The organism is Robertmurraya sp. GLU-23 (genome assembly GCF_052983275.1).
Genome location: NZ_JBRKCV010000002.1, coordinates 349,197 through 370,025, shown reverse-complemented (window position 1 = coordinate 370,025; position 20,829 = coordinate 349,197). Strand labels below are relative to the sequence as shown.

The following is a 20,829-nucleotide window of genomic DNA, read 5'->3' as shown; positions in this document are numbered from 1 at the left end:
GATTAATGTAGTTTTTTACTATTTTTCAATCTCTTGAGCTTTTCAGGTGTAACATCATCACCCAAAGGATCAACAATTTTTACACCTTGGAGCGTTCCTAGCATAGATGATCGAAATGTTTGTAAATATTCACTACGAAGCTTTGACTGCTCCTTTGCTTCCGTCTCAGTTAATCCATCAGCTTTTGCTTTTTTTGCTAGTTCATTGATTCTAGCCATTTTTCCCTTCGGTAGCATCTCTTTGCTCCTTCTCTTTTAGTTTTACTAATAGAAATCATGTTACTAAAAGTTATAGTCTTTGACAAGGAAGAAGCGTAAAGAGGTACGAATAACAAAAAATGCCAACGATTTTTATGACTTGTTGGCATTTAGTGAGATATTTTTTTGATGTTTTAGCTCTTCTATGTATTCAAGATATCTCCGATTTACTGTAGCTTTTGAAATATCATAACCAAACCCTCTTAAAGTAGCAGCGATTTCAGAGAATGTTAAATCATTGTTTCGTAACCGTACAATCTCTGTTATCGGTACTTCAATACGTTCTCTCCCGGCATGAACACCTTTGTTTTTCAGATTTTTCTCTGGTCTGTAACCGTTTTGAACAGCTCTGTTCATTCCTCTTTTAATTTTACTATTATGAAGCTTTCGCTGATATTCTTCTACCATACTTACAATTTGCAAAACCATAGAATCCGATTCGGACAATTGTAACTCACCATTATGTGATACACTGAAAAGTTTGATGTTATCCTTAAGTATACAATGAAGCAAAGCAATTTTGGCATTTCCTCTACCAAGTCTCGTTTCATCCTGAATTAGGACAGCTTCTACTTTCTCTTCCTTTAATCGTGACAGCAGGAGCAAAATACCTTCTCTGTCAAAGTCATATCCACTCGCCTGTTCTTTTATCACTTCAACAACTTCCATTCCGTGTTGTTGTGATAGCTTCAATAGTTCTTCTTCCTGCCTTTTTAGAGAAGAGTACTGTGATTCTTTTTCAGTACTAACTCTACAATAGATAATTGCCTTCATAATCCCTCCTATTTCGATGCTAGCTGAGTAACAGTGGAATCGTTTAATTCAACAGGGATATAGATCTTATCTCCTACTAATAATACATTTCCATTAATATCATTGATTTCTTCCACCCAGGAAACAAACTCTGTTTCAGATAATGCATGTTTATCTGCATAGTCCTTACAAAGATCCCAAAGTGTTTCCCCTTCATTAATTGTTACAGCCATATATTTTTCCTCAACTGATTCATCATTAGAAATTACTAAAATAATAGACGATAGGATAGATAAGACAACTAGAATAATAGCATATGAGTATTTGTTCCATAAATTTTTCATGTAAAACACCTCTATTAGAATGTATGTTCGTATTTATATTTATATTATAGACCGAACATCTGTTTTGTGTCAACGATTATTCGAACTTATGTTTGTATGCACTGGTAGAACATGCTATAATAAAGTCAAGATTAACCAATGAGGGGCGGTAAGTATGACAAAACTATCAAAACGTCAGGTAGATATACTAGAATATATAAAAGAAGAAGTTAAACAAAAGGGCTATCCGCCTTCCGTTCGTGAAATTGGCGAAGCTGTTGGTTTAGCGTCAAGTTCAACCGTACACGGCCACTTAGCTAGACTTGAAAGTAAAGGGTATATCCGCAGAGACCCTACAAAGCCACGAGCAATTGAAATTCTGGATCTTGATGAGGTAGTAAGTAATATACCAAAATATAATATTGTTAACGTTCCTGTAGTCGGAAAAGTAACTGCGGGTATACCTATAACTGCAATCGAGAATGTGGAAGAGTATTTTCCTCTCCCAGAACGTCTTGCCCCTGCGGATGAACAAGTATTTATGCTTGAGGTTATGGGAGACAGTATGATTGAGGCTGGTATCCTTGATGGTGATTACGTGATTGTGAAGCAGCAGCAAACAGCGAATAACGGTGATATCGTTGTTGCCATGACTGAGGAAGATGAAGCAACAGTGAAGAGGTTCTTCAAAGAAAAGGATTATGTTCGTTTGCAGCCAGAGAACTCATCCCTAGCACCAATTATCCTACGAAATGTGTCTATTCTTGGAAAAGTTATTGGAGTATATCGTCATATTCATTAATTAGTGAAAGCAAGCATCGAATGATGCTTGCTTTTCTTATTATCACAATGGCTCAAAGCTCTTTCTTCGACTAAACCAATGAGCCACAAGATACAAGAACAATATGATAAAGAATGAATAGGTATAAGCCCAATCTATTTTCTTATACATATCCATCATCGCCATCATCGGCATCCCAATGTATGCACTAATACCAGCCACAATGATTCCCTTTATAAATGGATTAACGTTCGGTTTGTATTGAAGGAAAAACATAATAAGGACCGGCATAAGAGAATAACGAAGCGAATAACTTATTGTCGGAATTGGAATGGCTTTTACTGGATAAACCCACCTTCCATGTTCCACTCCTAACGCATCAATCGTTGTAGATAGTATCATTACGATAAATACTGAAAAAAGCAATCGTGCTGAGCTCTCCCTTTTACGGAATATTGCCCAGAGTGCCCATGGAACAATGATCATTAACACCGCAACCCACCATTGCCAAGTGAAAAAAAAGGCATTTATGGTCGCATCTATAATAAGATGATTTCCCTCTTTAATTAAGTCGGTTCCTTTTTCGACTCGCTTTAGACCATCTTGAAACGTCATCATTTTTCCCCCGCAACATAACTTCAAATAACTGTAATTGGTTGTATTATTTAGTAAAATTGAGATTTTTATTCACGAGCCTTAAATCGTTTCAAGTTAGTTTTATAACCGTCCTCCACCATTAACAACATACAAAAAACCCTCAAACACATTAAAGTGTTTGAGGGTTTCTATGAACGGATTAATACATTGACATGTATTGTTCTCTTTCCCATGGATGTACTTGCGTACGGAACATATCCCACTCGATCTCTTTTGCTTCTACGAAGTGTTCGAAGATATGCTCTCCAAGAGCATAAACCATTGTTTCGTCTGACTTTAAGTTATCTAAAGCAGCAGCAAGTGTAGCTGGTAGATCTTCGATACCTACAGCTTGACGCTCTTCTTTGTTCATAACGTAGATGTTGCGGTCAACTGGAGCTGGTGGTGTTAAAGAGTTCTTCACTCCGTCAAGTCCTGCAGCAAGTAATACAGCCATTGCTAAGTAAGGGTTAGCAGCTGGGTCAACGCTACGTACTTCTACACGAGTGGAAATTCCACGAGAAGCAGGGATACGGATTAGCGGTGAACGGTTTCTAGCAGACCATGCAACATAGCAAGGTGCTTCGTAACCAGGTACTAAACGCTTATAAGAGTTTACAGTTGGGTTTGTTACAGCTGTAAAGTTTGGAGCATGCTTAATGATACCAGCGATGAACTGACGAGCAGTATCACTTAGTTCTAAGTTTCCAGTTGGATCGAAGAATGCATTCTTGCCTTCTTTGAATAAAGAAACGTTACAGTGCATTCCAGAACCATTTACTCCGAATAATGGCTTCGGCATGAATGTAGCATGTAGACCGTGCTTACGTGCAATTGTTTTAACAACAAGCTTGAACGTTTGGATTTGGTCACAAGCACTTAATGCATCAGCATATTTGAAGTCGATTTCGTGTTGTCCTGGAGCTACCTCATGGTGAGACGCTTCAATTTCAAAGCCCATTTCTTCTAGCTCTAACACGATATCACGACGGCAGTTTTCACCAAGGTCTGTTGGAGCAAGGTCAAAGTATCCACCGTTGTCGTTTAATTCAAGTGTAGGCTCTCCAGCTTGGTCAAGCTTGAATAAGAAGAATTCTGGCTCAGGTCCAAGATTGAAATCTGAGAATCCTAAGTCTTGCATTTCTTTAATAATTCTTCTTAAGTTGTTACGTGGGTCACCAGCGAATGGAGTTCCATCTGGATTGTAGATGTCACAGATTAAACGTGCCACTTTACCTTTTTCAGCTGTCCAAGGGAAAACTACCCATGTGTCTAAGTCTGGATATAAGTACATGTCTGACTCTTCGATACGAACGAAACCTTCGATAGAAGAACCGTCAAACATCATTTTGTTGTCTAAAGCTTTTTCAAGCTGACTGATAGGAATCTCAACGTTTTTGATTGTTCCTAAGATGTCAGTGAATTGCAGACGAATAAACTTAACATTTTGTTCTTCTGCCATTCTTGTAATATCATCTCTTGTAAACTTAGCCATTTTGTTTCCTCCCTTGAATAGTAAATCTCTTTTTATTAATGGAAAAAGCGTGACATATCACCTTGACGCAACGACGAGCGATTAAAACGGCCAGCATGCATAAGCTCTGAGCGCAACATTTTACGTAACTCATCATCGGACAGATCACGTCTTGCTTTTTCTGCTTCCTTCACTATTTCTTCTGATAGCACCTGTTGCTCTTTCACAGAAAAAATTTGCTTAATTCCTGCAAGATTTACACCTTGCTCGATCAAATCTTTTATTTCTAAAAGCTGATCAATGTCATTCAAAGAAAACATTCTTCTGTTTCCCTCAGTTCTTGCCGGAGAGATCAATTGGTGCTCTTCATAATATCGAATTTGTCTTGCAGATAGTTCTGTAAGCTGCATCACAATTCCAATTGGAAATAATGGCATGGAACGACGGATATCACTTCCGCTCATTTGCTGTCCCTCCATTTCTCTCTTTCATATTTTTATTATATGAAATGTCAGTTTTTCTGTCAACATAATGTTAGTTTATATAACATGGAATTTTTGTAGAAAAAGAGAAATATTAAAGCTCTCTATAAAATCTACGACTTAATTGAAATCAATTAGTTGTTTTTCAGCTAATCGGTTTAACGCGATCAGTATGGCCATTTTCACATGTGAATAGGTTAGTCCTCCCTGTATATAAGCAACATACGGTGGTCGTATTGGTCCATCGGCGCTTAATTCAATACTTGCACCTTGTATAAATGTTCCCGCAGCCATGATCACATCATCTTCATAACCAGGCATATAAGCTGGGTATGCTGTTACATGTGAATTAATAGGAGAAGCAAATTGAATGGCTTGGCAAAAGGCAATCATTTTCTCTTTGTCATCAAATTGAACCGATTGAATCAAATCTGTCCGTTCTGCATCCCAGGCTGGATTTGTGTTCATCCCTAATCTGTCAAGCATAGCTGAGGTAAAAACAGCACCCTTTAATGCTTGTCCAACCACATGCGGTGCCAAAAAGAAGCCTTGATACATTTCTTGAAGGCTATAAAGAGAGGCACCCGCTTCAGCTCCGATACCCGGTGAGGTCATCCTATAGGAACATGCTTCAACATATTTTTCTTTTCCAACGATATAACCCCCAGTTTTGGCAAGCCCACCACCTGGGTTCTTAATTAAGGATCCTGCCATCAAGTCAGCTCCAACATGGCAAGGCTCTAATAACTCTACAAACTCACCATAACAATTATCAACAAATACGACAACATCTTCTTTTATATTTTTAACAAATTTAATCATGTCTTCAATTTGATCGATGGTAAAAGATGGTCGGTTTGCATAGCCTTTGGAACGTTGAATACCGATCATTTTTGTATTCGGCTTGATCATTGTTTTTACATGTTCGTAATTGACCTGTCCATCCTCTTTTAAATCTACAGTTTGATAAGATATTCCAAATTCCTTTAAGGAACCTACACCATTCCCACGAATCCCTACAATTTCCTCCAAAGTGTCATACGGTTTTCCTGTTATGTAAAGCAGCTCATCTCCTGGTCGTAATACACCAAATAAAGCGATTGAAATTGCATGAGTTCCGGAGATGATTTGTGGACGCACTAGACCTGCTTCTCCACCTAACACATCGGCATAAATTTTCTCTAATGTATCCCTACCAATATCATCATATCCATATCCTGTGGAAGGGATAAAGTGTGAATCACTTACTTGATGGCGCTGATAGCTTTCTAAAACGCGAAACTGATTCGCTTCCACCGTCTCTTCAATTTGTTTATGCTTCGTAAAAATTTGCTCTTCGACCTGCCGAACGATCGGCTTTAATGCTTCCCCAAATGTGAAATGCTGATACATGTTGTTCTCCTAACTAAATACTGTATTGATTAATTTGTCCTAATATTTGGTGATCATTGAGTACATATCCTTTGCACAGATACATATCTTTTTCTTCCTCGAATGCTAACTCCCTTAAAATGGTGTCATTTTTTAATTGGGCTAACAGTTTTCCTTCTGTGGAAGGAACCTCAACTTGGTAAAATTTCATTTCTGAAATAATCACCTGTTCTATTTTTTGCTTTAATAAAAAGCGATCTTCCTCGCTAAATGCTGAAATCTGCAGTGTTTCTGTTTTAGCGGTTGGAACGAAGTCAGGATTTTTCAAGTCTCTCTTATTATAAACGGTTAACTGAGGAATTTGTTGTATATCCAGATCCTCCAATAACTTATGTACTGTTTGTTCATGCTGATATGAATCCGCACTCGACATATCAACAACGTGTAAAAGAAGATCAGCTTCTCTTACTTCTTCTAATGTTGATCGAAAGGCAGCAATCAAGGTCGTTGGAAGGTCTTGAATAAATCCAACCGTATCTGTTAGTAACGTACTAAATCCACTTGGAAGAATCATTTTTCTCGTCATCGGGTCAAGTGTAGCAAACAATTGATTTTCCTCAAACGAATCCGCTTCTGTTAAACGATTGAATAATGTCGATTTACCTGCATTCGTATACCCGACTAACGCCACTTGAAAGGCTTTATTCTTTTTCCGACGTTCACGATATCGATCACGATGCTGCACGATCACTTTGAGTTGTGCTTTAATATCGTCAATTCGTCTTCGTATATGTCTTCGATCGGTCTCGAGCTGGGTTTCCCCCGGACCTCTCGTCCCAATTCCTGCACCAAGTCGTGAAAGTTGCGTACCTTGCCCACCCAACCGCGGAAGAAGATATTGAAGCTGAGCCAATTCCACTTGAAGCTTCCCTTCTTTAGAACGTGCACGTTGGGCAAAAATATCTAAAATTAACTGAGTTCGGTCAATTATTCTTGCTGAGATGTCTTTAGATAAATTTCGTACCTGACTTGGCGAAAGCTCATCATTGAATATGATGATATTCGCTTCCGTTTCCTCCTCTAATGCTCTCAACTCTTCAACTTTTCCTTTACCTATGTATGTAGATGGATGGATTCTGTCTCTTTTTTGAGATAATGTTGCTTGTACAGTGCCTTTTGCGGTTTCCGTTAAAGAAGCTAGCTCCTCCATAGAATAGTGAAATCTTTCATCATCCTCTACGGTTTGACAACCTACGAGAATCACCTTTTCATACTCATGCTTTTGCTCCAAGAAATCACCTCATCGTCCTTTTTTATATCATACCAAATATTCGTTTTTAATACTAATTCACTTCAAATCAAACAAGGCAGGCTACTGTTAGCCTGCCCCATTTTACTCATCTTCTTCAAAGATAAGATCATTGCTTCGTATTGTCATTAAATCATGCCGATCGAAGTTACTTAACATTAACAATCTCATCGCCTGAGCTCGAATCGATTTTTCAAGAACGTTTCTAACGTATCTCCCGTTCGAAAACCCAGCTGGGCTAAACGCAGATTTCACCCAAATGAGATGATCGCGAAGCTTTTTTTCTGCTTCATGGCTTAATGTATATTCCTTTTCCTTCAGCATTCTCTGCCCTATTTCCATAAGTTGCTCAATGCTGTAATCTGGAAAATCAATGACAAGAGGAAACCGAGAATGTAATCCTGGATTGAGCGTGAGAAAATCATCCATTTCTCTCGAATAACCAGCCAATATTAGGATGAATTCATGTTGTTTATCTTCCATATGTTTGACGAGTGTGTCAATGGCTTCTTTACCAAAGTCCTTCTCCCCGCCTCTTCCAAGGGAATAGGCTTCATCAACAAATAGAATCCCCCCGAGTGCCTTCTTTACGAGATCTCTTGTTTTTTGGGCAGTATGTCCGATGTATTCACCGACTAGATCGGCCCGTTCCGCTTCAATTAGATGACCTTTGGAAAGGACATTCATACGTAAAAATAACTTTCCAATCAACCTAGCAACAGTAGTTTTTCCTGTTCCAGGATTTCCTTTAAACATCATATGGAGCGCTTGTTTTCCCGCTTTTAATCCAGCTTCTTCCCTTTTCTTGTTTACATATATCCATGCGTAAATTTCCTTAATCATTCGTTTCATTTCTTCCATTCCAACAAGCGCACCAAGTTCTTCCTCTATCTCCTTTAATGCTGCATGCTCTGGGGGAATGGCCTTTGGAGCCACATATGGTTCGGCAACAGTGGGTTTACGTTTTTGAGAATTTAAGACAATGCTGATTTGTCCATTGTTTTTCATTCGAATTGGTTGGTCCAAAGCTTTCACCTCACATTATAAAACAGTATACGCGCTTGGTGCATGAATTGTGACAATAGCCTATTTTTTTAGTTATATTCACCTTCTGGTAGTAGCGCATGCTTTTCCCATTATTTAAGCGATTACTCTATATGTATTCAGAAAAATTCATTTTAGAAATCAAAGACCCGCTTCCATGAAGAAAGCGGGTCATGAATGAAGTTCCATTATTGCTGCTGTGGACCTTCTAAATCAATTTGTACATTGCGCAGTGGAGAAAAAGTAGAAATGGCATGCTTATATACAAGCTGTTGCTTCCCTTCCGATTCAAACAGAACCGTAAAGTTGTCAAAGCCTTTGATTTGTCCTCTTAATTGGAAGCCATTCAACAAAAACACTGTTACACTTGTACTGTCTTTACGAAGTTGATTTAAAAATTGATCCTGGATATTAATGGCTTGCTTCATAATAAATCCTCCTCTTTTATCTCTATTCATATGTATTCGATTTTATTTTTAGCTTTCCTTCAATATACGTAGAAATTTCAGTAATTTTTTTTTGAATCTGTTCCTCATTTGTCACATCTGTCATATCAAACCAAGTAACATCCATTTTATTTCGGAACCATGTAAGCTGTCGTTTCGCGTATCGACGGGAGTTCTGCTTTAATTGCTCAATCGTTGTTTCAAGCGATTGCTCGTTTGAAAAATAACGAAACCACTCCTTATAACCAATAGCTTGTAAAGCCTGTGTATGCATAAGCCCACGGTCATATAGCTTTTTCACTTCTTTTTCTAGACCTTCTGTTATCATTTCTTCTACTCTTGCATTAATACGTTCATACAAGCGGTCACGTTCCATTGTTAAGCCAATGATAGAAACTTCATACAATGGTTCAATCACCTGCTCCGATTGTATTTCCGTTAACGTTTGTCCAGTTGTCAAATAAACTTCTAATGCACGGATGACGCGCCGAACATTATTCGGATGTATACGATCCGCACTTATCGGATCAACTTGAGACAACTCTTTATGAAGAACTTCCACCCCATCTGTCTTCACTCGGTCTTCTAGCTGTTGTCTCAGATCATCATTATTTGGAGCATCAGAAAATTGGTAATCATAAATGGCTGATTGAATATAAAGCCCCGTGCCACCAACTATCATTGGTAGCTTTCCTCTATTGGTGATTTCCGTAATTTTCATGCGTACAAGCTCCTGAAACTCAGCTACTGAAAACGTCTCATCTGGATTCTTAATATCAATGAGATGGTGAGTAATTCCTTCCATTTCTTCTTGCTTAATCTTGGCTGTTCCGATATCCATTTCTTTATATATTTGCATCGAGTCACCACTAATGATTTCACCATTCAATCTCTTCGCTAACTCAATGCTCGTCCTCGTTTTCCCAACGGCTGTTGGTCCAATTAAGACTACGACTTTTTCCTTCTTCTGTATCATGCTGACACTGCCTTTACAAATTACTTTAGATGCATTGTAGTATAACATGGAACACCATTAACATAAAACCAGAAGCAGGTAAGCCTCTATGCATTATAACCAGATTTTTAGCCGTTATACCTTTGTCATACACTTCCATTTCTTTCTTTTTACATTACAATTATATAACGATTCGATAACAATCGACAGAGAACCCCCAAATTCGTGCTACTTTATATGAAGAGTGTAAAGAGACTTAAAATGAATTGGTGGGATAGATATGTTTGGAACGTTAGAGATTGGAATTGATCTAGGTACAGCAAACGTACTTGTATATAGCAAAAATAAAGGGATTGTCTATAATGAGCCATCTGTTGTTGCACTAGATACTACAACGAATAAAGTTGTAGCGGTGGGACTAGAAGCAAAAGCAATGATCGGAAAGACGCCTGGTAAAATTACAGCGATTCGTCCTCTAAAAAACGGAGTTATTGCCGATTATGATATCACTTCGGAATTATTAAAGTACATTATTACAAAAGCTTCAACCAGAATGGGGTTGACGATTCGAAAACCTAATGTGGTCATTTGTACACCAGCTGGCTCTACCAGTGTGGATAAAAGGGCCATTCAGGATGCCGCAAAAAACGCAGGTGCCAAAAAAGTCTTTCTTATTGAAGAACCAGTGGCCGCTGCAATTGGAGCTGGACTTCCTGTGGACGAACCTGTAGCCAATGTGGTAGTAGATATTGGCGGAGGTTCTACTGAAGTAGCGATTATATCATTCGGAGGCGTCGTTGCCTGCCACTCTATTCGCATTGGCGGCGATCATTTGGATGATGATATTATTCAGTATGTAAGAAAAGAGTACAATGTTCTGATTGGAGAGCGCACTGCAGAGCAAATTAAGATGGAAATCGGTTATGCTCTTGTGGACCATGAAAAAGAAGTGCTAGAAGTTCGTGGAAGAGACCTGCTAACTGGGTTACCAAAAACTATCGAACTACATTCCTACGAAGTTCGTGATGCTATCAAAGAATCACTTCTTCATATACTAGAAGCTGTTCGTGCTACGTTAGAAGACAGCCCAGCCGAATTAAGTGGTGATATTGTAGACCGCGGAGTCATTTTAACAGGTGGAGGCTCTCTATTAAAAGGCATGGAGCAGTGGCTAAGCGAGCAAATCTTCGTTCCTGTACATTTAGCTAACGAACCGTTAGAATCAGTAGCCATTGGTACGGGTAGGGCACTTGATTATCTTCATAAATTACCTTCTGTGGCAAGGTAACTTTCACATAAGCTTCGAAAAAGTCCCACGGTTGTTTGTACCGTTGGGACTTTTTCCGATTTTAATAGTACCATCGACCTTTATTATCAAAGAGAGCTCCACCGAGCAACCCCGCACCAAATCCTAATAAACCAGCACCGAGCGGACTAATCCCTCCACCATATCCCACTCCAGGGCCAGGACCACCACCATAACCTAAGCCGTATCCGCCTCCAAACCCAGTAGTAAATCCAGGTCCTCCGTAGGGAGAAGGATATCCATAACCTGAATGACCGAAGTTTGGTGCTCCATATCCAATAAATGGACTATAATTGGCGCCACCTATACCTACCTTGCTCGGCACTTGGTCTTCAAATCCATAGTATTTTGCATCAGGATATCCAAAACTATCAAATTGGGAAAACGGATTGTAGTTTGGATATCCATTAACATTCCCCATACCGAAAGGGAAAGGTCTTCTCATTTCTCGTTTCAATTGGCATTCCCCTTTTTCTTCTAAATTGTATACATGATACTATATGTACTTATCCCAAAAACGGGTATATATCACGGATAAATAGGCATAAAAAAAGCCCCTAAGAACAGGGCTCTACTCAATATGCTTTTTTCTCATTCTGTTAAAATATATAAATATCGGAAGAGGAATGACAATAAAGCCTAAGCTTTTAATTATTTGGTTTTTAGCATTTTCTCTAATTCTCGATTTTTCATCTTCCACCACTTGTTCATAATCTGCGCGCAGCTCTTCCTCGCTAATTTGAGTGTTTCCTCCTACCTTCTCGCTCTCTCGCATCATCTCGTAGTCAGAAAAACTTTGGTAATATCCTGCCGGGCTCACTAAGTCAGCAGTAGCCATAAATATGGAAATTCCTCCACCGATGACCATCATTAAGGTTGCAAATAAAACTAAATATGTGTATAAGTGCCGTATCATGGTTTCTTCCTCCTCCTTGTTTTTGTTTTTCGCAATATAAGTAATGGCAAAAATAACGATGACAGCTGGAAGAATAGTCGTTAGCAATCCAAAAACAAACATTCATCCTCCCCCTTTCTACCTTCAATATATAGGATAATCGATGCGCAAGCTATACAATTTGTTCGACACTTTTCTTATTTTTTCCCTTTTTGTGTAAAATTACTCCGAAACCAAAAAAAAGAAAAAACTGGATTCTATTGAACCCAGTTCTTACATTACACGTTTAAACATTTTTTCCATTTCATAGGTAGAATAATGAATAATAATTGGTCTACCATGTGGACAGGTAAACGGATCTGAAGTAGACCTCAGCTCATCTAACAGCGCCTGGATTTCATCCTGCCGCAAATGATGATTTGCTTTTATGGAGGCCTTACAGCTCATCATGATAGCCGCTTCTTCACGTAATTTATGAATATCTACCTTTTTCATGTGTAGTAACTGCTCAATCATTTCTTCCATAAGCTCTTTCTCTTCCCCTTTTGGGAGCCACTGTGGATGTGAGCGAAGTATAAAGCTGTTATGACCAAATGACTCTAAGAACACACCTACCCTTTCTAACTCGTGTTGATGTTCCAAAATTTTTAGCGCTTCATCAGTTGAATACTCTAGTGTAATCGGAACGAGTAACTCTTGAAGCTCACTTTGAACATCTCCCACCTTTTCACGGAAATACTCATATTTGATTCTTTCCTGTGCCGCATGCTGATCAATTATATAAAGCCCTTTTTCATTTTGAGCAAGAATATACGTTCCATGCATTTGGCCGATTGGATAAAACGGAGGAATTCTCATTTTGGATACTTGTAGATGATCCCTTTCAACTACGATTTCCTCTTCAATCTCAAGCTCACCAACTGTTTCCATCTTAACAGGAGTAAGGGGTGCTTCTTTTACCATGGAAACAGGTCTCTGAATCACTTCTTCTTTTTCCGTTGTAAAAGGTTCTCTAAAAATGGACTCTGTAAAAACCCTTCTTTCAACAGGAATCTCTTTTTCTACCACATGATCCAGCTCGAAAAAGGTTTGTTCAGATTGTGGCTTTTCTTTTTTCTCCGGTTGAATAAATCCTGATGGAATCAGCTCTTGGCTTTTAAATACTTTTTTAATCGCATCTGTAACTAGCTGGTTTAATTCTTGCTCCTTACTTAAACGTACCTCCATCTTAGACGGATGCACATTTACATCTACTAAAATAGGATCCATTTCGACTGACAATAAGACAATCGGATAACGGCCTATTGGTAATAACGTATGATAACCTTCCTGCACCGCTTTTACGAGAGGATAGTTTTTTATAAATCGCCCATTAATCATGGTAGAAATATAGTTCCTAGACGCTCTCGTAATCTCAGGAAGAGCAATCCAACCATTTACCTTATAATCTAGTGAAGTAGCTGATATAGGAACCATTTTCTTCACGATGTTTACTCCATAAATGGCCGCTAACACTTGACGTACATCACCGTTTCCTGTGGTGTGAAGGAGCTTTCGATCATTATGAATCAGACGAAACGAAACTTCAGGATGACTTAGTGCAAGACGGTTCATAATATCCGTAATATTCCCTAGCTCTGTGTGAACAGTCTTCAAATATTTTAAACGGGCCGGCGTGTTGAAGAATAGATCTGTAACAACAATGTCGGTTCCTTTTCTGGCAGCCGCTGCTTCATGAACCTGCAACACTCCACCCTCAAACACGACTCTTGAACCAACCTCACCCGTTGATGTTTTCATTTCAAAACGACTTACCGAAGCGATACTGGGCAACGCTTCTCCTCGAAACCCAAGTGTTCTAATTCGAAACAAATCATCATCGTTTTTTATTTTACTAGTGGCGTGACGCTGAAATGCCATTAGTACATCTTCCTCCGAAATACCGTCACCGTTGTCGAGTATTCGGATTTTACCTAATCCCGCTTCCTCAACCTCTACTTCAATCACCGTACTACCTGCATCAATTGCATTTTCAACAAGTTCTTTTACAACGGATGCCGGTCGTTCAACCACTTCTCCGGCAGCAATTTTATTCGATAGTCTATCATCTAATTGAATGATTTTCCCCATCGTCTCACCTCCCTGAGATGTTTAGCTCTTTGCCTGCTTATGAAGATCAAATAGAATATTAAAAGCCTGCATAGGGGTCATTTCTAATATATTTAGCGATTTTAAAGACTCAAGTGTCTTCTTTTCTTTCGTAGATAGGTTTGCTTTCGCTTCAACCTTTGGTTCATCAAAAAATGACAGTTGAGCATCTTCAGACACCTTATTCGGCACTACTTTCTGTGTTTCTTTGGCAGTTGTGTGATCACCTGACTCTAGTGCTTTTAAAATTTCATTCGCACGAGCAATCAGTTCCATTGGAAGCTCCGCTAGCTCTGCCACATGAATTCCATAACTCTTATCTGCTGCTCCCTCTTTGATTTTATGAAGGAACACCACTTTTCCATTTTGCTCAATCGCGCTTACGTGGACGTTCTTTAACATCGTTAGCTGCTCTTCAAGAACGGTTAATTCATGGTAATGAGTCGAGAATAATGTTTTCGCCTCAATCCGTTCATGAATATACTCAATGATTGACTGCGCTAACGCCATTCCGTCGTAGGTCGAGGTTCCTCGGCCGATTTCATCAAATAGAATTAAACTATTTTTGGTGGCATTCACGATGGCGTTTTTTGCTTCAAGCATTTCCACCATAAACGTACTTTGTCCAGAAATTAAATCATCTGCTGCACCAATTCTCGTAAACACTTGATCAAAGATTGGAAGTTTTGCCTCATCAGCAGGAACATAACAGCCAATCTGAGCAAGAATTGAAGTTAGCGCAATTTGCCTCATGTACGTACTTTTCCCTGACATATTGGGTCCCGTAATTAATAAAACCTCTCGCTCTCCCCCCATATGGCAGTCGTTTGGTACATATTCCTGAGCATTCATAACCTTTTCAACGACCGGATGACGACCATTTTTAATCACTAATTGTCTGTCAGTAGTAAAACTTGGCTTTTTGTAATGACGCGCTTCACTAATTTCTGCAAAGCATTGTAAAACGTCTAGCTCACTTACCACTTTAGCCAATCTTTGAATATGTGGAATATATTCCTTTACGTACTCTCGAATGGTTGTAAACAACTCATACTCAAGCTCTGTACTTTTTTCTTCCGCTTCTAAAATCAATGTCTCTTTTTCTTTTAAATCCGGAGTAATAAAGCGTTCAGCATTTGCGAGTGTCTGCTTCCTTTCGTACTGACCTTCTTTTAATAAGGAAAGATTTGCACGGGTTACTTCAATATAATAACCAAACACACGGTTATATCCGATTTTAAGCGATTTGATTCCCGTTTTTTCACGCTCTTCTTTTTCAAGCTCGGCAATCCACTGCTTTCCATTACGACTCGCATAACGGTAACGATCAAGTTCTTCGTTGTACCCGTCGGAAATAATATTTCCCTCTTTAATCGAAAGCGGTGGATTCTCAACAATCGCTCTTTCTAATAAATCGGTTATTTCTTCGCATGGTTCAAGCTTGTCTGCTAAACGTTTTGTTGCTCCATTTGGTAAATTCTCCACCATACTTTTTAATAACGGGATTTGTAAGAGTGATTTTTTTAACTGAATTAAATCTCTCGCATTTACATTACCAAAAGCAATCCGTCCTGCCAAACGCTCTAGATCATACACTTCCGTTAGTTTTTCACGGATTTCTTGGCGTTCAAAGTAATAGCTAAAGAGCGTATCAACAACGGAATGGCGAAGCTCGATATGTTCCTGATTGATAAGTGGACGATCGACCCATGACTTGAGCATTCTGCTTCCCATCGCCGTTTTTGTTTCATCCAGTAGCCATAGAAGAGAGCCTTTTTTGCCTTTCGAGCGAATCGTTTCTGTTAACTCGAGATTACGTTTTGAGTAATAATCTATTTTCATATATTGATCTACTGTATAAAACCGAACAGCCTGCAGATGATCAAGCGATCTTTTTTGTGTTCGATATAAGTAATTAAATAATCTAGCGGCTGTCTGCTTGAGTTCATCATTCGTTAAGTGTGACAAAAGTGCTTCGAACGAAGAATAACTCTGAATATCTTCTTCCGTTGACATAGTCACTTGTCCTCGCTCACGAATTTTTTTCTGCAGCTCGTCCGATTGAAAAGCAGAAATGACCACCTCACGAGCACCAGAAGTAGCAAGTTCATTTAGAACCTCATCCATGCTCTTTGTGATCGTTACTTGAGATTCTCCTGTAGTCAGATCACTTACGGCAAATCCAAACTGTTGATCAGAGAACTTAGAGATGGACGCTAAATAATTGTTTTCTCTTTCATTTAGTCCTCTTCCTTCCATCATCGTTCCAGGTGTGATTAACTGAACTACCTCTCTACGAACTACACCTTTTGCCTGCTTCGGATCTTCCGTTTGTTCACAAATAGCGACTTTAAAGCCTTTTTCAATTAACTGTTCAATATATTGAGGAGCAGCATGGTAAGGAACTCCACACATAGGGATGCGGTCTTCTGAACCACCATCTCTGCTAGTTAGTGTAATTTCTAATACTTGCGAAGCCTTCACGGCATCATCAAAAAACATCTCGTAAAAATCCCCAAGACGAAAAAATAAAAAGGCATCCTGATACTCTGCCTTTACCTTTAAATATTGCTGTATCATCGGCGTATATGTAGCCATACAATCCTCCAAAACCCTAATTCTTTCTTTCACTTTGATCATTATTATAACATAAAGAATGAAGAGAAAGTTTTTTTGGATGCTGTAAATATAAGCCACAAAGAAAAACTAGGAAGTGAAACCTTCCTAGTTCGCCATTACTCTTCTTCGTCACAGATTAGGAAATCTGGATTCAAATCTTCAAATTCTTCGTCTTCAACATCTAATCCCCAGTCGTCGTCGCAGTCACAATTATCGTAAACTGCTACACAAACCACTGTTTCCCCAATTACTTCTACAAGAAACTCTCTTTCTACATGAACGATAATTGCATTACCGTTCGGTGAGATAACAGCTTCTATGCAGTTTGGTTGCTGAACGACACGAGCAATAACATCGTTGTCATCATGGCAATCTGGATCGCGGTACTTTAACTTAATGACGTCACAATAGTCAACTCGTGCAGTTACTACTTCAGTTCTTGTATTATCATTAAAGGAGTACCAAACGTTAATGTCATAGTAGCCGTGAATCTCGACTTTTTTTCCAACCTTTTTAGCTTCGTACGTATGATTGATAATCCAGCAACCAAGGATGCTAGTCGGTTGGTGATCCGGGCGAATCGTATCGTTAGACTGTGTAAACTTACGTCCTTTCGCTACGACCGCTTTTGTAATAATCTCTCTGTAATCTGCCATTGCGAGCGAACCCTCCTCATTCATTTTCACTTCATCCTATGCGGGACATTAGACTAGTGTGATAATATTTTTCATGTTTGTATTTCCTTCGGCATTCGGTGGCGGATATAGTGCATTCTATGCGAATACCTAGAAAAGGTGAGAAATTATATGGGAGAGGGGGATGATTTTAAGGGATACAAAAAGACCCTCGTCATCCAACGAAGGTCTTCCCATTTTCACACCTTAGTGATGTGAACAGCTCTGATTCTTTTTGTTAACTTCTGCACCTGTTTCTCCACTTAGGACATTTCCGCCCGTTGATAAGATAACGTCATCTGTTACTTTGTTGGAGATGGTATTAGCCACTAATTGCAGTAGTTCATTTACGTCTACTTGTGATTGCTTAAATTCCTGGACGACAGGGATCGAATCCAATTCTTCTTCAATAGAAGCAATCTTATCTTCTGTTTTCTTAAGAGCTTCTGCTTTTCCATAGTGCTGTAAATTAACGGCTTGCTTTTGCAACCCTTTAATTTGCGAAATAAGAGAGCTTACTTTTTCATTGCTATGAATTTGCGCTTCCGCTTTCTTGAAAAAATCTACTTCTTCTGTGCTCGCGATCATGGTTGCTAGTTCTTTTGCACGTGCAATAATATCATCTTTTGTGTACTTTGCCATTTATTTCACCTCTACACTTTGAGTTTCTTCCACCATTTCCCCGTTTAATGACCATGTTTTTGCTTCTGTAATTTTCACTTTAACAAGCTTACCAATTGCTGTTTTTGGCCCCACAAAGTTTACTAGCTTGCTTTTGCGAGTGTATCCAGCAAGTACATCCGGGTTGTTTTTACTTTCACCTTCAACTAATACTTCCACGACTTCCCCTTGATACTTCTTCATCGCTTCTGCAGACATTTCATTTACCAATGCGTTTAATCTCTGTAAACGTTCCTTCTTTACTTCCATTGGGACGTTATCTTGCATTTTTGCCGCTGGCGTTCCTTCACGTGGAGAGTAGATGAATGTATAAGCAGATTCGTATCCAACTTCACGGTATAAAGAAAGCGTTTCTTCGAATTGTTCTTCTGTTTCATTGGGATATCCTACAATGATATCTGTAGTGAAAGACGCATTAGGAATAGCTGCCTTAATTTTGCGAACAAGCTCTAGGTATTGTTCTCTTGTATACTTACGAGCCATGATTTTTAGTACTTCTGTAGAACCAGACTGAACTGGAAGGTGAATATGCTCAACTAAATTTCCACCCTTAGCAAGTACCTCAATTAAGTGATCGTCAAAATCACGCGGGTGACTCGTTGTAAAACGGATACGCGAAATATCAATCTTACGTATCTCATCCATTAAGTCACCTAAACCATACTTCATGTCTTCAAAATCTTTTCCATAAGCATTTACGTTTTGTCCTAGAAGGGTAATTTCCTGATATCCTTGCGCTGCTAGTTGGCGAACTTCTTGAATGATATCGTCAGGACGACGGCTACGCTCTTTTCCGCGAGTAAATGGAACGATACAATACGTACAGAACTTATCGCAGCCGTACATAATGTTTACCCATGCTTTAATATTTCCACGGCGGATCTTCGGAAGGTTCTCAATAACATCCCCTTCTTTAGACCATACTTCCACAACCATTTCCTTAGACATGTATGCCTCGTGTAGGATATTTGGTAATCGGTGAATATTATGCGTTCCAAAGATCATATCCACTTGGTGGTATGTTTTTAAGATTTTATTAACAACCGATTCCTCTTGAGACATACAGCCACAAACTCCAATTAATACATCTGGATTTTGCTGCTTTAAATGTTTAAGATGACCAAGCTCACCAAACACTTTGTTTTCTGCATTCTCACGGATCGCACAAGTATTTAATAAAATTACATTTGCATCATCAACAGAGTCTGTTAGCTCATAGCCTAGCCCCATGAAAATACCAGCCATTACTTCTGTATCATGCTCATTCATTTGACAGCCGTACGTACGAATATAAAACTTACGACCTTGTCCCATGCCTTTAAATTCTTCAGGAAGTGAGAAATCCTTATGATACTTTACTTCTTCTTTTCCACGTTTTTTCGCGTCTTTTAGCGATGGTGGAGTGTATACTGTCTCAAAATACTTACTGTAATCCTTATCGGATTTTTTGTCCGAAGAATTACCTTCCTGCACTGCTTGTTGGCTTTCTAATCGTTGTTTTTCGTTCATAAATGTTTCTCCTTTCACTGCAATAATCAAACATTTTAAAAATACAACCAAACGAAAATATTATTTTTATATAGTTAGTTCGTTGATAGTAGAATGAATCACATTAGTTAAGTATAAAGGGTGGAAGATCTGAACACAATATAAAAAACTTAACCAATCGTTAGCGGTTTCATTCATTACAACAAATAATTTTACCCCTGATCACGTACATTGAAAGTGATTGTTATCACAAATCACTAGAATTATACCGCATAGAGAAACCCCGAGATGTTCTCGGGGTTTCTTGTTCATTCCAGCTTACATAAACTCGGAAACTAATTTATTAAAATGAGCCTCATCTAATTGAAGATCATGCTGAGATAACGGTGTTTCGGAGTAACCGTTAATTAGTTCCTGGTAAGATTTACGCTCTGTATCTTGATAAATCAAGCCTGTTACTAATCCATTATTCTTCATTAGAGTTTGCATCGCCATTTCACGGTTAGATGAATCATAACCTTCCACATCAGCTAGCTTTGTTAGGTTTTCCTTAAACCAGTCGTATGTGTTGATTTTATTGTAAGTCACACATGGACTAAACACGTTAATTAAAGAGAAACCTTTATGCTTAATACCAGCTTCAATAAGCGCCGTTAAATCTTTTAAGTCTGTAGAAAAGCTTTGTGCCACGAATGTTGCACCAGCAGTTAATGCCATTTCCATTGGAGAAATCGGCTGTTCAATGGATCCTTGTGGCGTAGACTTCGTTTTAAAGCCTGCTGCCGATCTTGGCGATGTTTGACCCTTTGTTAAACCGTAAATTTGGTTATCCATTACGATGTATGTGATATCGATGTTTCGGCGGATAGAGTGAATCGTATGACCCATACCAATCGCGAAACCATCTCCGTCTCCCCCAGATGCAATAACCGTCAAATCACGATTCGCCATTTTTACCCCTTGGGCAATCGGTAAAGAACGACCGTGAATGGAATGGAATCCGTAAGAGTTTATATATCCTGAAATACGTCCAGAGCAACCGATACCAGAAATAACCGCTAAGTTATCTGGCTCTAACCCTACATTCGCAGCAGCACGTTGAATTGCCGCTTGAACAGAGAAATCGCCGCAGCCTGGACACCAGTTAGGCTTCACGTTGTTTCGAAAATCTTTAAACGTCGCCATAA

21 protein-coding genes are annotated in these 20,829 nt (G+C 38.9%); 2 read left to right on the top strand and 19 right to left on the bottom strand.

The genetic code is table 11. The annotated features are described in order from the left end of the window. Positions 1–2 precede the first annotated feature (2 nt). The 3 genes from ACVBAX_RS06175 to yneA form a co-directional block, all read right to left on the bottom strand. The gene (locus ACVBAX_RS06175) at positions 3–236 is read right to left on the bottom strand and encodes a DUF896 domain-containing protein (protein ID WP_447116261.1); all 234 of its coding nucleotides are present in this window, start codon (positions 234–236) and stop codon (positions 3–5) included. 114 nt (positions 237–350) lie between these two features. Next, a complete protein-coding gene (locus ACVBAX_RS06170; protein WP_447116260.1) occupies positions 351–1,031 on the bottom strand; it encodes a YneB family resolvase-like protein in 681 nt (226 codons plus the stop codon). Positions 1,032–1,039: 8 nt separating this feature from the next. Further along, positions 1,040–1,354 (bottom strand): cell division suppressor protein YneA, encoded by a 315-nt coding sequence (gene yneA, locus ACVBAX_RS06165; protein ID WP_447116259.1) that lies wholly within the window; start codon positions 1,352–1,354, stop codon positions 1,040–1,042. 154 nt (positions 1,355–1,508) lie between these two features. Between yneA and lexA the strand changes: the two genes are divergently transcribed. Continuing rightward, positions 1,509–2,135, top strand: a complete 627-nt coding sequence (gene lexA, locus ACVBAX_RS06160) for a transcriptional repressor LexA (RefSeq protein ID WP_119707628.1) — start codon at positions 1,509–1,511, stop codon at positions 2,133–2,135. 42 nt (positions 2,136–2,177) lie between these two features. Here the strand turns inward: lexA and ACVBAX_RS06155 are convergent, their stop codons facing one another. From ACVBAX_RS06155 to miaA, 8 genes are all read right to left on the bottom strand, one after another. Beyond that, a complete protein-coding gene (locus ACVBAX_RS06155) occupies positions 2,178–2,732 on the bottom strand; it encodes a CBO0543 family protein (protein WP_447116258.1) in 555 nt (184 codons plus the stop codon). 178 nt (positions 2,733–2,910) lie between these two features. Then, complete coding sequence (gene glnA, locus ACVBAX_RS06150) at positions 2,911–4,245, bottom strand: type I glutamate--ammonia ligase (RefSeq protein ID WP_119707627.1); 1,335 nt, start codon at positions 4,243–4,245, stop codon at positions 2,911–2,913. 35 nt (positions 4,246–4,280) lie between these two features. Continuing rightward, a complete protein-coding gene (locus tag ACVBAX_RS06145) occupies positions 4,281–4,688 on the bottom strand; it encodes a MerR family transcriptional regulator (protein WP_251515549.1) in 408 nt (135 codons plus the stop codon). Positions 4,689–4,826: 138 nt separating this feature from the next. Further along, positions 4,827–6,098: a methionine gamma-lyase family protein gene (locus ACVBAX_RS06140; protein WP_447116257.1), complete on the bottom strand. Its 1,272-nt coding sequence runs from the start codon at positions 6,096–6,098 to the stop codon at positions 4,827–4,829. A gap of 13 nt (positions 6,099–6,111) precedes the next feature. Next, the gene (hflX, locus tag ACVBAX_RS06135) at positions 6,112–7,368 is read right to left on the bottom strand and encodes a GTPase HflX (protein ID WP_447116256.1); all 1,257 of its coding nucleotides are present in this window, start codon (positions 7,366–7,368) and stop codon (positions 6,112–6,114) included. Positions 7,369–7,470: 102 nt separating this feature from the next. Then, complete coding sequence (spoVK, locus tag ACVBAX_RS06130; RefSeq protein WP_447116255.1) at positions 7,471–8,412, bottom strand: stage V sporulation protein K; 942 nt, start codon at positions 8,410–8,412, stop codon at positions 7,471–7,473. Positions 8,413–8,618: 206 nt separating this feature from the next. After that, positions 8,619–8,858 (bottom strand): RNA chaperone Hfq, encoded by a 240-nt coding sequence (gene hfq / locus ACVBAX_RS06125; RefSeq protein ID WP_430773982.1) that lies wholly within the window; start codon positions 8,856–8,858, stop codon positions 8,619–8,621. A gap of 22 nt (positions 8,859–8,880) precedes the next feature. Beyond that, positions 8,881–9,852, bottom strand: coding sequence for a tRNA (adenosine(37)-N6)-dimethylallyltransferase MiaA (miaA, locus tag ACVBAX_RS06120; RefSeq protein ID WP_447116254.1), 972 nt, complete (start codon positions 9,850–9,852; stop codon positions 8,881–8,883). Between the two features lie 259 nt (positions 9,853–10,111). Between miaA and mreBH the strand changes: the two genes are divergently transcribed. Continuing rightward, positions 10,112–11,119, top strand: coding sequence for a rod-share determining protein MreBH (gene mreBH, locus ACVBAX_RS06115; RefSeq protein ID WP_447116253.1), 1,008 nt, complete (start codon positions 10,112–10,114; stop codon positions 11,117–11,119). 61 nt (positions 11,120–11,180) lie between these two features. On the opposite strand, the gene ACVBAX_RS06110 is transcribed toward mreBH, so the two are convergent. The 8 genes from ACVBAX_RS06110 to ACVBAX_RS06075 form a co-directional block, all read right to left on the bottom strand. After that, a complete protein-coding gene (locus ACVBAX_RS06110; RefSeq protein ID WP_447116252.1) occupies positions 11,181–11,594 on the bottom strand; it encodes a hypothetical protein in 414 nt (137 codons plus the stop codon). Between the two features lie 114 nt (positions 11,595–11,708). Further along, positions 11,709–12,155 (bottom strand): hypothetical protein, encoded by a 447-nt coding sequence (locus ACVBAX_RS06105; protein ID WP_447116251.1) that lies wholly within the window; start codon positions 12,153–12,155, stop codon positions 11,709–11,711. Positions 12,156–12,305: 150 nt separating this feature from the next. After that, the gene (gene mutL, locus ACVBAX_RS06100; RefSeq protein WP_447116250.1) at positions 12,306–14,162 is read right to left on the bottom strand and encodes a DNA mismatch repair endonuclease MutL; all 1,857 of its coding nucleotides are present in this window, start codon (positions 14,160–14,162) and stop codon (positions 12,306–12,308) included. 21 nt (positions 14,163–14,183) lie between these two features. Then, a complete protein-coding gene (mutS, locus tag ACVBAX_RS06095) occupies positions 14,184–16,778 on the bottom strand; it encodes a DNA mismatch repair protein MutS (protein WP_447116249.1) in 2,595 nt (864 codons plus the stop codon). A gap of 137 nt (positions 16,779–16,915) precedes the next feature. Further along, the gene (locus tag ACVBAX_RS06090; protein WP_119707616.1) at positions 16,916–17,455 is read right to left on the bottom strand and encodes an outer spore coat protein CotE; all 540 of its coding nucleotides are present in this window, start codon (positions 17,453–17,455) and stop codon (positions 16,916–16,918) included. Between the two features lie 225 nt (positions 17,456–17,680). Beyond that, the gene (locus ACVBAX_RS06085; RefSeq protein WP_430773975.1) at positions 17,681–18,115 is read right to left on the bottom strand and encodes a RicAFT regulatory complex protein RicA family protein; all 435 of its coding nucleotides are present in this window, start codon (positions 18,113–18,115) and stop codon (positions 17,681–17,683) included. Beyond that, positions 18,116–19,663 carry a tRNA (N6-isopentenyl adenosine(37)-C2)-methylthiotransferase MiaB gene (gene miaB, locus ACVBAX_RS06080; RefSeq protein ID WP_447116248.1) on the bottom strand — a complete coding sequence of 516 codons (1,548 nt, stop codon included), beginning with the start codon at positions 19,661–19,663 and terminating at the stop codon, positions 18,116–18,118. 297 nt (positions 19,664–19,960) lie between these two features. Beyond that, positions 19,961–20,827, bottom strand: a complete 867-nt coding sequence (locus ACVBAX_RS06075; protein ID WP_430773973.1) for a 2-oxoacid:ferredoxin oxidoreductase subunit beta — start codon at positions 20,825–20,827, stop codon at positions 19,961–19,963. Between the last annotated feature and the right edge of the window lie 2 nt (positions 20,828–20,829).

Bases quoted from the DNA above. Each gene is read 5' to 3' on its own strand.
- mutS (WP_447116249.1), bottom strand. From the start codon at position 16,778: ATGGCTACATATACGCCGATGATACAGCAATATTTAAAGGTAAAGGCA.
- yneA (WP_447116259.1), bottom strand. From the start codon at position 1,354: ATGAAAAATTTATGGAACAAATACTCATATGCTATTATTCTAGTTGTC.
- ACVBAX_RS06175 (WP_447116261.1), bottom strand. From the start codon at position 236: ATGCTACCGAAGGGAAAAATGGCTAGAATCAATGAACTAGCAAAAAAA.
- ACVBAX_RS06085 (WP_430773975.1), bottom strand. From the start codon at position 18,115: ATGGCAAAGTACACAAAAGATGATATTATTGCACGTGCAAAAGAACTA.
- glnA (WP_119707627.1), bottom strand. From the start codon at position 4,245: ATGGCTAAGTTTACAAGAGATGATATTACAAGAATGGCAGAAGAACAA.
- ACVBAX_RS06170 (WP_447116260.1), bottom strand. From the start codon at position 1,031: ATGAAGGCAATTATCTATTGTAGAGTTAGTACTGAAAAAGAATCACAG.
- ACVBAX_RS06105 (WP_447116251.1), bottom strand. From the start codon at position 12,155: ATGTTTGTTTTTGGATTGCTAACGACTATTCTTCCAGCTGTCATCGTT.
- miaA (WP_447116254.1), bottom strand. From the start codon at position 9,852: ATGATACAGAAGAAGGAAAAAGTCGTAGTCTTAATTGGACCAACAGCC.
- hfq (WP_430773982.1), bottom strand. From the start codon at position 8,858: ATGAAGCAAGCCATTAATATCCAGGATCAATTTTTAAATCAACTTCGT.
- ACVBAX_RS06140 (WP_447116257.1), bottom strand. From the start codon at position 6,098: ATGTATCAGCATTTCACATTTGGGGAAGCATTAAAGCCGATCGTTCGG.
- ACVBAX_RS06075 (WP_430773973.1), bottom strand. From the start codon at position 20,827: ATGGCGACGTTTAAAGATTTTCGAAACAACGTGAAGCCTAACTGGTGT.
- ACVBAX_RS06155 (WP_447116258.1), bottom strand. From the start codon at position 2,732: ATGATGACGTTTCAAGATGGTCTAAAGCGAGTCGAAAAAGGAACCGAC.
- ACVBAX_RS06090 (WP_119707616.1), bottom strand. From the start codon at position 17,455: ATGGCAGATTACAGAGAGATTATTACAAAAGCGGTCGTAGCGAAAGGA.
- ACVBAX_RS06145 (WP_251515549.1), bottom strand. From the start codon at position 4,688: ATGAGCGGAAGTGATATCCGTCGTTCCATGCCATTATTTCCAATTGGA.
- mutL (WP_447116250.1), bottom strand. From the start codon at position 14,162: ATGGGGAAAATCATTCAATTAGATGATAGACTATCGAATAAAATTGCT.
- lexA (WP_119707628.1), top strand. From the start codon at position 1,509: ATGACAAAACTATCAAAACGTCAGGTAGATATACTAGAATATATAAAA.
- miaB (WP_447116248.1), bottom strand. From the start codon at position 19,663: ATGAACGAAAAACAACGATTAGAAAGCCAACAAGCAGTGCAGGAAGGT.
- mreBH (WP_447116253.1), top strand. From the start codon at position 10,112: ATGTTTGGAACGTTAGAGATTGGAATTGATCTAGGTACAGCAAACGTA.